At 56.9% G+C, this 15,650-nt stretch carries 10 protein-coding genes; 4 read left to right on the forward strand and 6 right to left on the reverse strand.

Annotated elements, in window-relative coordinates; translation table 11 throughout:
• Positions 1 to 114: 114 nt before the first annotated feature.
• Positions 115 to 1,149, forward strand: a complete 1,035-nt coding sequence (locus tag ABI171_RS03095) for a LacI family DNA-binding transcriptional regulator (protein ID WP_348091146.1) — start codon at positions 115 to 117, stop codon at positions 1,147 to 1,149.
• A gap of 289 nt (positions 1,150 to 1,438) precedes the next feature.
• Here the strand turns inward: ABI171_RS03095 and ABI171_RS03100 are convergent, their stop codons facing one another.
• The 3 genes from ABI171_RS03100 to ABI171_RS03110 form a co-directional block, all read right to left on the reverse strand.
• On the reverse strand, positions 1,439 to 1,750 hold the full coding sequence (locus ABI171_RS03100; protein ID WP_348091147.1) for a hypothetical protein: 312 nt from the start codon (positions 1,748 to 1,750) through the stop codon (positions 1,439 to 1,441).
• Between the two features lie 44 nt (positions 1,751 to 1,794).
• On the reverse strand, positions 1,795 to 2,253 hold the full coding sequence (locus ABI171_RS03105) for an Lrp/AsnC ligand binding domain-containing protein (RefSeq protein WP_061945582.1): 459 nt from the start codon (positions 2,251 to 2,253) through the stop codon (positions 1,795 to 1,797).
• A gap of 80 nt (positions 2,254 to 2,333) precedes the next feature.
• Positions 2,334 to 2,540 carry a hypothetical protein gene (locus ABI171_RS03110; protein WP_348091148.1) on the reverse strand — a complete coding sequence of 69 codons (207 nt, stop codon included), beginning with the start codon at positions 2,538 to 2,540 and terminating at the stop codon, positions 2,334 to 2,336.
• 23 nt (positions 2,541 to 2,563) lie between these two features.
• On the opposite strand from ABI171_RS03110, the gene putA reads away from it, so the two are divergent.
• The gene (gene putA / locus ABI171_RS03115) at positions 2,564 to 6,292 is read left to right on the forward strand and encodes a trifunctional transcriptional regulator/proline dehydrogenase/L-glutamate gamma-semialdehyde dehydrogenase (RefSeq protein ID WP_348091149.1); all 3,729 of its coding nucleotides are present in this window, start codon (positions 2,564 to 2,566) and stop codon (positions 6,290 to 6,292) included.
• A gap of 131 nt (positions 6,293 to 6,423) precedes the next feature.
• On the opposite strand, the gene ABI171_RS03120 is transcribed toward putA, so the two are convergent.
• The gene (locus tag ABI171_RS03120) at positions 6,424 to 8,406 is read right to left on the reverse strand and encodes a DUF3300 domain-containing protein (RefSeq protein ID WP_348091150.1); all 1,983 of its coding nucleotides are present in this window, start codon (positions 8,404 to 8,406) and stop codon (positions 6,424 to 6,426) included.
• Positions 8,407 to 8,683: 277 nt separating this feature from the next.
• Between ABI171_RS03120 and ABI171_RS03125 the strand changes: the two genes are divergently transcribed.
• The gene (locus ABI171_RS03125; protein WP_348091151.1) at positions 8,684 to 10,705 is read left to right on the forward strand and encodes an AsmA family protein; all 2,022 of its coding nucleotides are present in this window, start codon (positions 8,684 to 8,686) and stop codon (positions 10,703 to 10,705) included.
• Between the two features lie 53 nt (positions 10,706 to 10,758).
• On the opposite strand, the gene ABI171_RS03130 is transcribed toward ABI171_RS03125, so the two are convergent.
• Both ABI171_RS03130 and ABI171_RS03135 read right to left on the reverse strand, forming a co-directional pair.
• On the reverse strand, positions 10,759 to 12,060 hold the full coding sequence (locus tag ABI171_RS03130; RefSeq protein ID WP_348091152.1) for an aspartate carbamoyltransferase: 1,302 nt from the start codon (positions 12,058 to 12,060) through the stop codon (positions 10,759 to 10,761).
• Positions 12,061 to 12,902: 842 nt separating this feature from the next.
• On the reverse strand, positions 12,903 to 13,790 hold the full coding sequence (locus ABI171_RS03135) for a LysR family transcriptional regulator (RefSeq protein ID WP_348091153.1): 888 nt from the start codon (positions 13,788 to 13,790) through the stop codon (positions 12,903 to 12,905).
• A 151-nt stretch (positions 13,791 to 13,941) separates the two neighbouring features.
• Here ABI171_RS03135 and ABI171_RS03140 point away from each other — a divergent pair, with 151 nt between their 5' ends.
• Positions 13,942 to 15,468 (forward strand): CoA-acylating methylmalonate-semialdehyde dehydrogenase, encoded by a 1,527-nt coding sequence (locus ABI171_RS03140; RefSeq protein WP_348091154.1) that lies wholly within the window; start codon positions 13,942 to 13,944, stop codon positions 15,466 to 15,468.
• The last annotated feature ends 182 nt before the right edge of the window (positions 15,469 to 15,650 follow it).

Consider the following 15,650-nt stretch of genomic DNA (forward strand, 5'->3'; position numbering starts at 1 on the left):
CCGGGCACGATTGGCAAAGCTGGCAAGCACGGCAAGCCGCCGAAAAACAAGTAAAACAAAACAGCTACAGGCAAAAGACCAAGTGCACAGAGACCATAACCATCCCATCGCCCCATGAACAGCCCGGAACTCAAGCAACCACGCCATAGCCGCGCCAGCGGCAGGGTAACAATCGTTGATGTCGCGCGCCTGGCGCGGGTCAGCCCGATGACCGTATCGCGGGCCCTGAAAACGCCGACACTGGTGCAACTCGAAGCGCGCGAACGAATCACCGCAGCGATCAAGCAACTCGGCTACGTGCCGAACCAGGCCGCCAGTACGCTGGCCTCGGCCAAATCGCAGGTGATCGGCGTCATCGTGCCGTCGCTCAGCAACTCGGTGTTCGTCGAAACCCTGACCGGGATCCGCGACAGCCTGAACCAGCACGGCTATAAATTCCTGATCGGTGAAAGCGGCTATTCGCCGGACAAGGAAAGCCAGCTGATCACCACCTACCTGGCGCATGCGCCGGATGGTTTTCTGCTAAGCGGGATAGAGCAGCAAGACGCGCTGCGCGAACAACTGGCGGCGCACAATGTGCCGGCGGTGCGCATGTTCGATATCAACCCGGACGGTGGCGACGTCGCGGTGGGATTTTCGCATGAGGAAGCCGGTTACAGCATCGCCCGCCACCTGATCGAACGCGGCTACCATCGTCCAGGCTTTCTCGGCGCCCAGCTCGATCCGCGCATGATGAAGCGGCGGCACGGCTTTCGTCGGGCGTTGGCTGAAGCCGGCCTGGACGACACCATAGAAGTACTGACGCCGACGCCCTCGACCGTGGAACTCGGCACCAAGATGCTTGGCCAGATCCTGCAACAGACGCCGGATTGCGACGCGGTTTTCTGCTGCAACGACGATCTGGCGCTGGGCGTGCTATTTGAATGCCAGCGCCGCGGCCTGTCGGTCCCCAGCCAGATGGCGATCGCCGGCTTCAACGACTTGCCATGGTCGGCCTACGCCAATCCCGGCATCACCACCATCGTCACGCCGCGTTATGAGATCGGCTTCACGGCGGCGCAATTGCTGATCAAGATGCTCAGGCGCGAAGCCGTGGATAAAACCAGCGTCGATCTGGGTTTCCGGCTGGCGATACGCAGTAGTACCTGAGCGGCGGAAATCTCCTGAAATGCAATCAACCCGGCGCGCAGTTGCTGACGCACTTGCTAATTTCCAGCGCCTGGTTGAACCAATGCAAACGGCTATTTTTTCTCCCACGGCCTGATGCATTGTTGTTGCGTTTCATCCCATTGGTAGCCGGCGGACGGAATGCACCCGTGGGCATCTCGGTCGCTGCCTGGCATTGCTGCGGGCGGCGGGCTGGTGCAAGCCGCCATCAGAATCGTCACGAGCCCAGCCGGTACCCAGAAAAATATTTTCATCGTCATCCTCCAGATTATCAACCGCGCCGCACCCAGATCACCTTGCCGGTAGCGATACCCAAAGTCCGCCGCGCTTCCTGGTAATCCATGGTCCCGGCAAACTGTTCGCCGTCGCGCTCGCCGATGCGCCACATGCATCCAGTCAGCAGCGTAATGGCCTGCTGCTCGGTCTTGCCGACCAGCGCATTGTCATCTTGCTTGTCCGCCGCGCAGCCTGCTGCGGAATTGGCCGCGTGCGGCTCGGATTGGGGAGCCGGCGCCGGATCAGCCATGCTGGCGCATCCTTGCAGGGCGGCGAAACATGCGGCCGCCAATATCAATCGATTCATCGTGACTCTCTTTCATCATGGTCCAATGGGTTGTCCGCCGCGTTTCAGCGTATCGGCAATTTGGTGGTGTGCTTGACCTCTTCCATCACCGCATAGGTGTGCGTCTCACGCACGCCCTTGAGCTGCAGCAGCGATTTGCCGAGGAATTCGCGGTAGGCGTTCATGTCCTTGACCCTCGCCTTGACCAGGTAGTCGAAGCCGCCGGCCACCATGTGGCACTCCAGCACCTCGGGGATGATCTGTACGCTTTGGCTGAAGGCTTCGAATACTTCCGGGGTGGTGCGGTCCAGCACCACTTCGATGAACACCAACAGAGCGACGTCCAGCAGCTGCGGATTAAGCTGGGCGGTGTAATGCAGGATGTAGCCGGCCTCCTGCAGCTTGCGCACGCGCTCGAGACAGGCGGCGGGCGACAAGTTGACGCGGGACGAGAGGTCGACATTGCTGATGCGGCCATCATTTTGCAGTTCGGCCAGGATTTTCTTGCTGATCTTGTCAAGCATGCAGACTCTTCCGAAAAATTTTATTCGGTTAAATTTTCTCACCAATAACAAAATTTTGATAGCAGGCATTATTACCAGAATTAATCCATGCCGATGCCGCCTACAATCGAACAACTCAGCTTTCCTTGAAGGCTGGAAGAGTCATTGAGAACAATGCTTGCCGGCAAATCGAACGCCGGGCAGCGATGTTGCATTTCCCGCCACGCATCGCGCAGGAAATCCGGCATTGCCGCCTGGCGTCGGTTTGCCCGCAGCTTGTTTGAAAACATAGCAAGTTGATAAAACAAATACCCTTACCGAGACAATCGCCATGCCGCCGCTACAGCCCGCATCCCCGCCGTCCAGCACTATCCCATCCTCGTTCGACACTGCCTTTAGCGCTTTCCACGCCGAAATGATGGCCGACGCCACGCCGCTGCGCGCCGCCATTACCGCCGCCTATCGCCGCGACGAGACGCTGGCGGTGCAATGGTTGCTGTCGCAAGTGCAAACCAGCGCCAGTTCGTATGCCGCCAGCCAGACGCTGGCGCGCAAGCTGGTGCAGTCGGTGCGTGAAAAACGTACACGCGCATCAGGCGTGGACGCTTTGATGCATGAATTTTCCCTGTCGTCGGAAGAGGGCGTGGCCTTGATGTGCCTGGCGGAAGCCTTGTTGCGCATTCCGGATCATCAAACCGCGGACCGCCTGATCGCCGACAAGATCAGCAAGGGCGACTGGCGCAGCCACCTGGGTGAATCGCCATCGATGTTCGTGAATGCGGCAACCTGGGGATTGCTGATTACCGGCAAGCTGGTCACCACCAATAGCGAGCGCGGCCTGGGCTCGGCGCTGACCAAGCTGATCGGCCGCGGCGGCGAACCATTGATCCGCAAGGGCGTCGATGTCGCCATGCGCATGCTGGGCAACCAGTTCGTCACCGGCCAGACCATCGCTGAAGCGCTGAGCAACAGCCGCGATAATGAAAAGCGCGGCTATCGTTATTCCTACGACATGCTGGGCGAGGCGGCGCTGACCGAAGAAGATGCGGCAGCTTACTACCGCTCTTATGAAGATGCGATCCACGCCATCGGCAAAGCGTCGGACGGACGCGGCATCAAGCAAGGCCCGGGCATCTCGGTCAAGCTGTCGGCGCTGCATCCGCGTTATTCGCGCGCACAACGCCAGCGCACCATGCAGGAACTGCTGCCGCGATTGAAGCAGTTGCTGCTGCTGGCCAAGCAATACAACATCGGTTTGAATATCGACGCCGAAGAAGCGGATCGCCTGGAACTGTCGCTGGACCTGATGGAAGCGCTGGCTTTCGACGCCGATCTGGCAGGTTTCGAGGGCATCGGTTTCGTGGTGCAGGGCTACCAGAAACGCTGTCCTTTTGCGATCGATTATCTGGTCGACCTGGCGCGCCGCAGCGGCCGCAAGTTCATGGTGCGGCTGGTCAAGGGCGCGTATTGGGATTCTGAAATCAAGCGCGCGCAGGTCGACGGTTTGCCAGGTTTCCCGGTATACACGCGCAAGGTGTACACCGATGTGTCCTACCTGACTTGCGCGCAGAAATTGCTGGCGTCCACCGATGTGATCTATCCGCAGTTTGCTACGCATAACGCGCACACACTGGCGACCATCTACAGCTGGGCCAAGGAAAAAAACATCACCGATTACGAGTTCCAGTGCCTGCACGGCATGGGTGAAACCTTGTATGACCAAGTGGTCGGCAAAGACATGCTGGACAAGCCTTGCCGGATTTATGCGCCGGTCGGTTCGCACCAGACTTTGCTGGCCTACCTCGTGCGGCGTTTACTGGAAAACGGCGCCAATTCTTCCTTCGTCAACCAGATCGTCGATGAAAATGTCTCGATCGATTCGCTGATTGCCGATCCTCTGCAAGCCGCACAGCAGCTGGGCGGCGAACCGCATCCGCAAATTTCCTTGCCGTCGGCGATGTATGGCGTGGAGCGTAAAAATTCGGCCGGGCTCGATCTTAGCAACGAAGATGTGCTGCACCAGATCGATACCGCTTTCAGCATGTTCGGCCAGCAGCAATGGCATGTCACGCCACTGTTGAGCGATCTGCAAACGTATGATCAAGCCGCGCGTCCGGTGCTGAATCCGGCCGATCATCGCGACGTGGTCGGCAGCGTGATCGAAGCCAGCGTTGGCGATGTCGACAAAGCCTTGCATGCGGCCAGCGTCTACGCCATGGATTGGCAAACCCTGCCGCCGGCGGAACGCGCCGAAAAACTGGATCGCTCCGCCGTCCTGTTCGAAGAACATCAGATGGAATTGATTTCCCTGGCAATCCGCGAGGCCGGAAAATCGCTGCCTAACGCGATCGCCGAAGTGCGCGAAGCGGTCGATTTTTTACGCTACTATGCGGCGCAGATCCGCCACACGCAAAACGCGCTGGCGCTGGGTCCGGTGGTTTGTATCAGCCCGTGGAATTTCCCGCTGGCGATTTTCGTGGGCGAAGTCAGCGCCGCGCTGGCTGCAGGGAATGTGGTGCTGGCGAAACCAGCGGAACAAACCCCGCTGATCGCCGCACGCGCGGTGCAACTGATGCATGAAGCCGGCGTGCCGCATGCGGCTTTACAATTTCTGCCGGGGCAGGGCGATACCGTCGGCGCCACGCTGACTGCTGATCCGCGCGTCAAGGGCGTGATCTTTACCGGCTCGACCGAGGTCGCGCAGATCATCAACCGCACGCTGGCGAAGCGCTCGCTGGAAGAGTCGGTGGACTTGCCGCTGATCGCGGAAACCGGTGGCCAGAATGCTTTGATCATGGACTCCAGCGCCTTGCCGGAACAGGTGGTGCAAGACGTGCTGAATTCCGCCTTCGACAGCGCCGGCCAGCGTTGCTCGGCGCTGCGCGTGCTGTGCCTGCAAAACGATATCGCCGACCGTACCTTGCATATGCTCAAGGGCGCGATGCAAGAACTGCGCATTGGTAATCCTGACCGCCTGGTGACAGACATCGGGCCGGTGATCGATGCCGAGGCACAGGGCCAGTTGCTGGCGCATATCGAAAAAATGCGCGGCACTGCCAAGGACTTCTTCCAGCTGCCGCTGCCGCCAGAACAAAGCAACGGTACTTTCGTGGCGCCGACGCTGATTGAAATCGGTTCGTTGGCGGAGCTGAAGCGCGAGGTCTTCGGCCCGGTATTGCACGTGCTGCGCTATGCCCGCAATGAATTGCCGCAACTGATCGAAGCGATCAACGGCAGCGGCTACGGCCTGACGCTGGGTATCCATTCGCGCATCGATGAAACCATCGATTACATCGTCGGCCACGCCCATGTCGGCAATATCTATGTGAACCGGAATATCGTTGGCGCGGTGGTCGGGGTGCAGCCGTTCGGCGGCGAAGGAAAATCCGGCACCGGTCCGAAAGCCGGCGGTCCTTTGTACCTGAAGCGCTTGCAACGCAATCCTTCGGTGTCGCTGGGCGCGCATACGATCCATGCGCCGAATGCCGACGCGGCGATCGATACACCGGTCTTGCAAGCCTTGCTGAGCTGGGCCAAGACCCACGGCCATCAACGGATTGCGGCGCTCGGCGAGGAATACATGCACGCTAGCTGGCTCGGTACCTCGCTGGTGCTGCCAGGCCCGACCGGTGAGCGCAACAGCCTGTCGTTTGCGCCGCGTGGCGCGATTCTGTGTAGCGCCGATAATGTCGGCGCCATGCTGAATCAACTGGCGGCGGTATTTGCCACAGGTAATTTCCCGGTGGTCGAAACGGCATCGGCGGCGATGATACCGGACGGTTTGCCAAAATCGGTGCGCACAGCCATTCGCATGGTTGCTAAACTAGAGGACGACGGCCATTCCCTGCGCCTGCAACTGGCCTTGGTGGATGGCGCCGGCACCTGGCGCTTGCGCCCCATGCTGACTGCGCTGAGTGAAAAGTCCGGGTCGCTGGTGCCGTTGCTGGAAACCTCGGAATACGCCTCGATTCCGCTGTGGCGCTTGTTGGCAGAACGCGCCGTTTGCGTGAATACCACCGCCGCCGGCGGCAATGCCAGCCTGATGACCCTGCAAGCGTAAAACACTTTGCTGATGTCACTGTAGCTGACACGCGTCGCGCGCAATAAAAAAGCTGGCTGAGCATAAGTTCAGCCAGCTTTTTTTGTCAGACGGCAAAGTGCTCCTGCCGCCGGGATTTCTTTCCCACTTGCTTATTTATGCTCTTCTTCCTTCTTGCCGGAATGCCCATTGCCGCCATCGTGATGCACCTCGTGATTTTGCTGCGGGGCCGGATGCGGCGCCTGCGGTTGTGGTTGTGGACGGGCTTGCGGTTCCGGCCGCGCCTGCGGTTGTGGTTGCGGGCGGGCTTGTGGTTCCGGCCGCGCCTGCGGTTGTGGTTGCGAACGGGCTTGTGGTTCCGGCCGCGCCTGCGGTTGTGGTTGCGGGCGGGCTTGTGGTTCCGGCCGCGCCTGCGGTTGTGGTTGCGGGCGGTTGAAGGCAGGCGCAGGAGCGGGCGCAGGCCGGCTCATTTCCTGATGCATCTGCTGGCCACCGTTAGGCCTGTTCTCGAATTGCTGAGGTGGCCGGTTTTGCACGTTTTGCGGTGCCGGCTGTGGCTTGGCCATCGGCGCAGGGGCCGGAGCCTGATGGTTCAATTCAGGCCGCGGCTGGTTGCCGCCGAACGGATGCTGGTTCAAATTCACCGGCGGCCTTTCACCCTCAAGATTTCTTTGCATGGCGGGGGTGTGGCTCTGGGCATTTTGCTGCAACTGGTTCGGCAGCGGATGGCCATTCTGTCCCGGCTGGCCAAAACCCGGCCGCGCCAGCTGGTTGGCGTTGGCCGTGGCCGACGGGCCGCTCACTTGCGGCACCTTGCCGAAGTTAGGCCGTGTCATGTTGTTGAAATCCGGCCGCGCATGAGGCTGCTGTGGCGCGCCCGCAAATGGCGCTGCGTTCGGGCCCGGATGGGCTTGCTGCGAGTTGCCTTGCGCTTGCTGCGAGTTGCCTTGCGCTTGCTGCGGATTGCCTTGCGCTGCAAAGTTCGGCCGGGCTGTGGCGAAATTGGCAGCGCCGCCGCCCGGTTGGCCGCCCGGACCGCGATTAGGCAAGGCTTGGTTGTTCGCCTGGCCCGGGCCGAAATTATTTCGCGTGTTGTTGTTGATGACGGTGCTGTTGTTGTAATTGTTGGTCACGCGGTTGACGATCGTGGTGGAACGCGACACATAGGTGTTGTTGTTGTACACCACCGCCGGCCGGTGCCAGCGCCCACCGCCATCACCGTCACCGCCATTCCAGTTGCCGCCGCCACCGCCGCCACCCCAGTGAACACCCCAGGAATTCCAGCCTCCGCTGTGGTGATCGATCAGTGCTCCCACGGCAATCCCCAGGCCGAAAGTCAGCACGCCGGCCGTGACGATTTCGCCAGGCGGATAGTAAGCCGGCGGCGGTTCATAAGCATAACCGGGATAGACAGGCAACGGCTCGCCATAGACCACGCCCGGATTATAGGCTGGCACGTACACCATATCGGGTTCGGCCGGTTCTATCACATAGGTTTGCGGCGGCGGCGGAATCATTTCCGGTCCGTCATAGATCAGCGGTTCGTTCGGCGGCGGCGCGTAGCCGCTCGGCGGCTCGAGCTGCACCCGCGGCGCCACGGCAATCCGCTGCTGCTTGTTGTTCTTCAGGTTACCGCTGGCGGCTGCGCGCTGGCGCATCACCTGGATCGCGTTCATGACGTCGGTCGGATCGTTGACATAGGCGTCGCCGAGGGCTGAAGTCCAGGGAATATTGTGCGCCATCTGGTCCAGCACGCTAGGAAACTGGGTCAAGCCTTTGACGCTGACATCCCATGGCTGTTGATTGGCGGCGTCCTGCAGCTGGCTGCCTTTCAGGTTTTTGTTTTGCGCCTGCCAACTGTCGGCGGCGGTGATCTGCTCGGGATAGCTGGATGCGGCCAGCACCTGCGCCACCAGTTTGTCCGGGAACAAGGCAATCGGTCCGACCAGCTGGTACAGCTGGTCGGCGGTTGGCGGCACATAGGCAGGCGCGGCTTGCGCCTGAGGGACTGGCGCTGGCGGCACGGATGCCTGTGCGGGGGTGTCGAGTTTCTTGTCACAACCGGCAAGCGATAGCAGCGCCACACAAATGGAAGCACCGAGCAGCAAGGACTTGGAATTTTTATTGTTGGTCATTTTTTACTCCATACAACGGGAATGGATAGTGTTTACAAGCTAGCACGGCAATTTGTATCGACTACAATGGGTTACAAACTATTGCATGTCTAACAAAATACTCACGAGCAGCGAGACTTGGCAATATCACGGGTTAACGCCTGCTTGCCCGATCCCGATGACACGCGCTGTGGCATGTGGCGCTCCCGTGAATTTGAAATTGATAAAGCAACAATCGCCTGATCCGGAGGATACTTGTCGGATTGAACCTTTTGGCATCGCCTATCATCCCAAAACCATGACTACATCCAAATTTCGTTCGGCGAGACTTTTTTTATGGTCGTTTACGGCGCTCGCAATGTTGCTTGCCGTGTGCACGGCGCTGCTCCTCACCTTCGACTGGAACCGCGCCAAGCCGTGGCTGAATGCGAAAGTCAGCGAGGCTACCGGTCGGCCATTTGCGATTCGCGGCGATTTGTCGCTGACCTGGCAAAAATCGCAGACCGACCCGGATAGCTGGCGGCGCTGGGTGCCGTGGCCGCGCCTGAGCGCGAAAGACGTCGTGCTGGACAATCCCGCCTGGGCCAAGACCGGGCCGCACACGGCGGAAATCGGCCAGCTGACGTTTTCGTTGAGCCCTCTGCCGCTGCTGGCGCACCGTATTATGGTGCCGTCCCTGGAACTGGATTCGCCGACGGTCGCGCTGGAGCGCAAAGCGGATGGCGAGAATAACTGGACCGTCAAGTCGAACGGGCCTTCAGCCTGGCAGCTGGAACTGCAAAAACTGATACTGGCCAAAGGCACGGTGCGCTTGCTGGACCCGATCAGCAAGGTCGATATCAGGGCCGATGTCGACAGTTTGCCGGCCACCAGCGCGGAAGGTTACGGCATCGGCTGGAAAGTCAGCGGTACGTTTAATAAAGCGGCGGTCAGCGGCGACGGCAAGGCTGGAGCTGTGCTGTCTCTGCAAAACAGTAGCACACCATTTCCACTGCAGGCCAATGTCCGGATCGGCAAGACCGCGATTGGCATTAAAGGGACGCTGACCAAGCCGAGCGATCTGGCTGCGCTCGACCTGCGCCTGAAACTGTCGGGCGCCAGCATGTCCAACCTGTATCCGCTGACCGGCATCGTGCTGCCGGCGACGCCGCCGTTTTCTACCGAGGGCCGGCTGATCGGCAAGCTCGCCAGCGGCGGCGGTGACTGGACTTACGAAAAATTCAGCGGCCGCGTCGGCTCCAGCGACTTATCGGGAACGCTGGAATATGTCGCGCAAAAACCGCGGCCTTTGTTGAAAGGTACGCTGCTTTCCAACCAGCTCAAGCTGGAAGACCTGGCGCCGCTGATCGGCGCCGACTCGAACGCCAGCAAGGCCAATCGTGGCGACGGCGCGGCACAACCCAGCAACAAAGTGCTGCCGGTGGAACAGTTCGATACTACGCGCTGGGGCAGCATCGACGCCGACGTCAAGTTCACCGGACGCAAGATCGTCCGCGGCAAGGAATTGCCGATCCAGGACCTGGTCGCCGATCTGCATCTGAAAGACAGCGTGCTGTCCTTTACCCCATTGAATTTCGGCGTGGCGGGCGGCAATCTGGTTTCCACCATCAAACTGGATGGCAACAACAAGCAGATCAAGGCGGAAATGAAGATTTCGGCGCGTCACCTGAAGATCAAGCAGTTGTTTCCAACCTTTGAATCGGCCCAGGCCAGCCTGGGTGAAGTCAACGGCGATGCGTCCCTGAGCGGTGTAGGCAATTCGGTGGCGACATTGCTTGGTACCTCGAATGGCGAACTGAAGACGCTGATCGACCATGGCACCATCAGTAAATTCCTGTTGGAGGCCGCCGGCCTGAATATCGGCAATGTCTTGATCAGCAAGCTGTTCGGCGACAAGCAGGTCAAGCTGAATTGCCTGGCCAGCGACTTTGCAGTGACAAACGGTGTGATGAACGCCCGCACTTTCGTGATGGATACCGAGGACGCGGTCATCAATGTCCAGGGCCAGGTCAACCTGGCGCAGGAGACGCTGGCGCTGCTGGTCAAGCCGGAATCCAAGGGCATGCGGATTTTCTCGCTCAGATCACCGCTGCACGTCACTGGCAGCTTTAAAAATCCCGACGTGGGGGTGGACAAGGGTGTGCTGGCCTTGAAGGCTGGCGGCGCGATTGCGCTGGGTGTGCTGGCGCCGGTGGCGGCGGTGATCCCCTTGATCAATGTCACGCCTGCACCCGAAAACGATTGTGCCGCGCTACTGGCGCAGGCGAAACAGAAACCGGTGGCGCCGCCCCCTGGTAAAACCAGCCGTCCCAAGAAATAGATTCCGGTCCTGCCAGCGCCCGGCCGTTCTCGCAACGGCCGGGCCTGCAAATTTCAATCCAGTCCGTCAAACGCCGCGTCGTCCGGCCCCACATGGTGCGGCGAGCGCCAGGTGACGTCACGCATCGAGTGCTGCACCTGGTTTTCCACTCCTAGCAAGGTTGCAAAAATCGCCATTCTTACCGGAATTCCGTTGTCGGTCTGGCGGAATATGGCCAGGCGCGGGTCGTGGTTGAGGTCTGTGCTGAGATCGTTGGCTCCCGGGCGGCCGTCGCGCGGTAGCGGATGCATGACGATGGTGTCGGCGCTGCAGGTGGCGTCGATCAGTGTCTGGTTGATCTGGAAGTCCGGTGTGTAGCCTTCGATTGCCTCGTCGGCAAAGCGTTCTTTCTGGATCCGGGTGGCGTAGACGATATCCGCGCCTTTCAAACCATGCGCCAACGAGGTCGAGGTTTCCACCACATGGCCGCCGCGGGCGATGCGCTCAAGGATATGTGCCGGCATCTCCAGGCCGGTCGGCGCAATCAGCGTGAACCGGAGACCGCGGTACAGCGCCAGCAGCTTGATCAGCGAATGCACCGTGCGGCCGTACTTGAGATCGCCGGCCATGACGATGTGAGCGCCGTCGACCAGCCTGCCCAACCGGGAAAACTCACGCTGGATGGTGTACAGGTCGAGAATTGCCTGGCTCGGATGCTCACCGGGCCCGTCGCCACCATTGATCACCGGGATATTGGTGGCGCGGGCGAATTCGTCGACCGCGCCTTGCTCCGGATGCCGCACTACCAACGCGTCGACATAGCCGCTGATGACGCGGCTGGTGTCGTAAATCGATTCTCCCTTGGTCATCGATGAGAACGTAAACCCGGTGGTATCGCACACCGAGCCACCCAGCCGGCAAAAAGCCGCGCCAAAGCTGATACGCGTGCGCGTGCTGGCTTCAAAGAACAAATTGGCTAGTACGGCACCCTCGAGGATGCGCGAGACCTTCTGGCGCCTTGCAATGGGCTGCATGATGTCGGCGATGCGAAACAGCTCTTCCAGCGAATCACGTGAAAATTGATCCACCGAGAGTAGTTGTGGCTTGCCGTCGCGGCCGATGCGCGAGTGGAGAGGTGCATTGGGATCGGGCATATATACGCTCTGCGTATCGCCTGATCCAGCTACGCCGCCTTGCAGTATTTCATTGACAAATTTGGTCACAATATCCGGCATGACCCTGAATTCACCTGATGTTTCAGGCAGCAGCCAGGTATCCAGCGCACGTTTTCTAATACCGATCCTGTCCGAGAAATTTTCCCGGGTCAGGTTCAGGCGACGCATGGCGTCGCGAAGAAATGTCTGCTGATCGATCATTCGCTTCTCCTTTATATACGCTTTGCGTACATTAAAGGATCGCATTTCACTTGCCTAGATTTTTCTCTTGCCGTTGCACTGCTCATTTTTTGTGCAGTTTACTAATTTCATGAACACTGAATTATTTATTGCTTTAAAAACATTATAAATGTGCTGTTTTTGCCATTTTGTGGATAAGGCTGTGGACATCCTGTTTTCTCATTGTGGATATCGTACTTAGTTTTCCACCGGCGACTTTTTATCCAAGAATTATTCTTATTCGATACACCGATTACCAAGCGTTTATCCAGGCAGTAAGTCATTGAATGAACGGTCAAATTTCTGGTTATCCACAGAAAAACAGGGTGTTAACTACTATTACTATTTATATATATAAATCTTTAACTACAAAACCGAAAAGCTTTTTCTGTTGAAGTTGCTTTAAAAAAAAGAATTTTAAAAATGAAGTTAAAAAAACAATTTTTTCAGAAAATTGTTTTTTTAAGAACGGGCTTTGGTAAATCAAGGAAAGAAATTGCAAAGAAAGTTGAGATTAAAGAGATGCAGAAATACAACTGTGGATAAGTCTTTGGATAACTATAGGAATCCAATGTGCATAAGCGAAGCAGTTATGCACAACCTTATTTTTATCCAAGAAATGTTCTTTCCAGATACAAGGTTTACTCAGCGCTTATCCAAGCTGTAAGTGATTGAATGAATAGTCAAATGTAGACTTATCCACAGAAAAGCAGGGCGTTAACTACTACTACTATTTATATATATAAATCAGTAAACGTAAACACGAAGAGCCCAGAAATCTGGAAACAGGGGGGGATTACCCCCTAAAACCAGCTTTCAGAAGATCAGTTTTTCCAAATTGTTTCCAATATGGCGAATACAGCGGCAATCACCGGTTCTTCTTTACGTTTATCCAGTGTAATAAACGAAAGTTCTGTGGATAAATTGACCGTATCGGAAATGACCAAGCCATGCGCATGGGCTTCGCGTAATGCAATTGATTCTCTGACAAGAGAAAGCCCGACGCCGGATTTCACCAGATCGAGCATTGATGGTTCCTGGTCAACCAAGGCAACTTTATTCGGCGTAACTTTATATTGTGCAAACGTTTTACTGAGTAAGCGATGATGCGCCGACTCCGGCGGGGTCCAGATCCAGGGCAATTTTGCCAAAGCCGGCCAGTCTTTTCCGGAAATCCGACTTTTCCAACCCGATGGTGCAAGCACGCAGTAAGTAAACTGTGTCAGTGTGAGCCGGTGAAAATTCTTATTTGGCGTACCTAGGTAGTAGCCGACATCGAGGCGGCCGGACTTGATTTGCTGCAAAACATCTCCTGACATGCTGTGCTGCAATTGTGTAGAAAGCTGTGGATAACTTTCCACCAGACGCTGGAGAAAAGCGCCAAGCCGGATAAATTCAGGGTCGAGAATGGTGCCGATGGCGAGTTTTCCACTCAGTATTTTAGAGTTGCTTGGATGTAAGCTGGCGGCCTGTTGGCGCAGTTCAGACATGACCGCAATCGCACGTTCGGCAAAAGGCAGTAACTTGACGCCTTCATCGGTCAACGCCATGCCACTGGGGATGCGGGTGAACAATTGCAGGTTCAAACTAGTTTGCAGCGATTTGATTTGCAGGCTGACAGCCGGCTGGGTGACATGCAGCAATTCTGCTGCGCGCGTCAGATTTCCCTCACGGGCGACCGTGACGAAGGCGAGAAGTTGGATGAGGTCCATGTGCTTAAATTTTAATCGTGACGGATTCGTTATTAGTATTTCTTATAATGCTGTTGATCATAACTCATTGGATTGTTGGCGTGGCTAACGATATTCTGGGCAAAAAATAATACAGATCAAATTCAACCCAGACCCAACCAAAGGAATCCTTATGACCACATCATCAAGCTCCACCCCCCTGATTCAGCATTACATCAATGGCAAAGTGACGGAATCGGCCAGCGGCCGCCAACAAGATGTTTTCAATCCGGCGACTGGCGCGGTTTCCGCCAGAGTTGTGTTGGGCAGTGTTGAAGAAGTGAACGCAGCGGTAGCCGCAGCATCGGCGGCAGCGCCCGCTTGGGCTGATACGGCACCGCTGAAGCGTGCGCGGGTGATGTTCAAGTTCAAGGAGTTGATGGAGCAACATCACGATGCGTTGGCAGCGGCGATCACGCGTGAACATGGCAAGGTGTTTTCCGACGCTAAAGGAGAGGTTACACGCGGTATTGAAATCGTTGAATTTGCATGCGGCGCTCCGCAACTGTTGAAAAGTCAGTTTACCGACAATATCGGCGGCGGCATCGATAACTGGAACCTGCGTCAGCCTCTCGGCGTTACCGTCGGCATTACGCCTTTCAATTTTCCGGTGATGGTGCCGTTGTGGATGGCGCCGATGGCGATTGCGACTGGCAATACCTTTATCTTGAAACCATCGGAACGCGACCCCTCGGCATCGCTGATGATGGCTGATCTGTTTAAGCAGGCCGGTTTGCCGGATGGTGTATTCAATGTGGTGCAGGGCGACAAGCTGGCGGTGGATACTTTGTTGCAGCATCCGGATGTCAAGGCGGTGTCGTTTGTCGGTTCGACGCCGATTGCAGAATATATTTACCAGGAAGGCGCCAAGCGCAAAGGTGCGTATCCACTGAGAGTGCAAGCGTTGGGCGGCGCCAAGAATCACCTGGTGGTGATGCCGGATGCGGATCTGGATCAGGCTGTCGATGCCTTGATGGGCGCGGCCTATGGTTCAGCCGGCGAACGTTGCATGGCGATTTCGGTTGCTGTCGCGGTGGGTAATGTTGCAGACAAATTGATTGCGGCATTGATCCCTCGCGTGAAGGCTTTGAAGATCAAGAACGGAATGGAAGCCGATGCGGAAATGGGGCCGGTGGTCACTGCCGTGCATAAGGAAAAAATCGAAGGCTATATCGAGGGCGGCGTTGCTGCCGGCGCCAAGTTGCTGGTCGATGGGCGTGGCTTGAAAGTGCCTGGTCTCGAACAAGGTTTCTTCCTCGGCGGATCGCTGTTCGATCAGGTCACGCCGGAAATGAAAATCTATCAGGAAGAGATTTTCGGTCCGGTTCTGTGCATCGTGCGGGTGCCAGATTTTGCCTCCGCCGTGAACCTGATCAACGCCCATGAATTCGGTAATGGCGTTGCGCTGTTTACTTCGGATGGCAATACCGCGCGCGAGTTTTCACGGCGGGTGGAAGCTGGCATGGTGGGCGTCAATGTGCCGATTCCTGTGCCGATGGCATGGCACTCGTTCGGTGGCTGGAAGCGCTCATTGTTTGGCGATGCGCATGCCTATGGCGAAGAAGGCGTGCGTTTTTATACGCGCTACAAATCGATTATGCAGCGCTGGCCGCAGACGATTTCCAAGGGCGCGGAGTTCACCATGCCGGTCGCTAAATAAATAGTATAAACAATATAAATAATTATTATATTATTTGAAAATACTATCCAAGAAAAGCAATAAATTCACGAACAAGAACTTAAGATCTTCTTTTGATTTTTGTTCGTGATTTTGTGCTTTTTGTGGAAAAAGTTTTTCTACTTTTGAATAAAAATTAAAAGAACAAATCGAAAAAAAATAGA

This window comes from Collimonas sp. (assembly GCF_039923675.1).
Taxonomy (GTDB): domain Bacteria; phylum Pseudomonadota; class Gammaproteobacteria; order Burkholderiales; family Burkholderiaceae_D; genus Collimonas.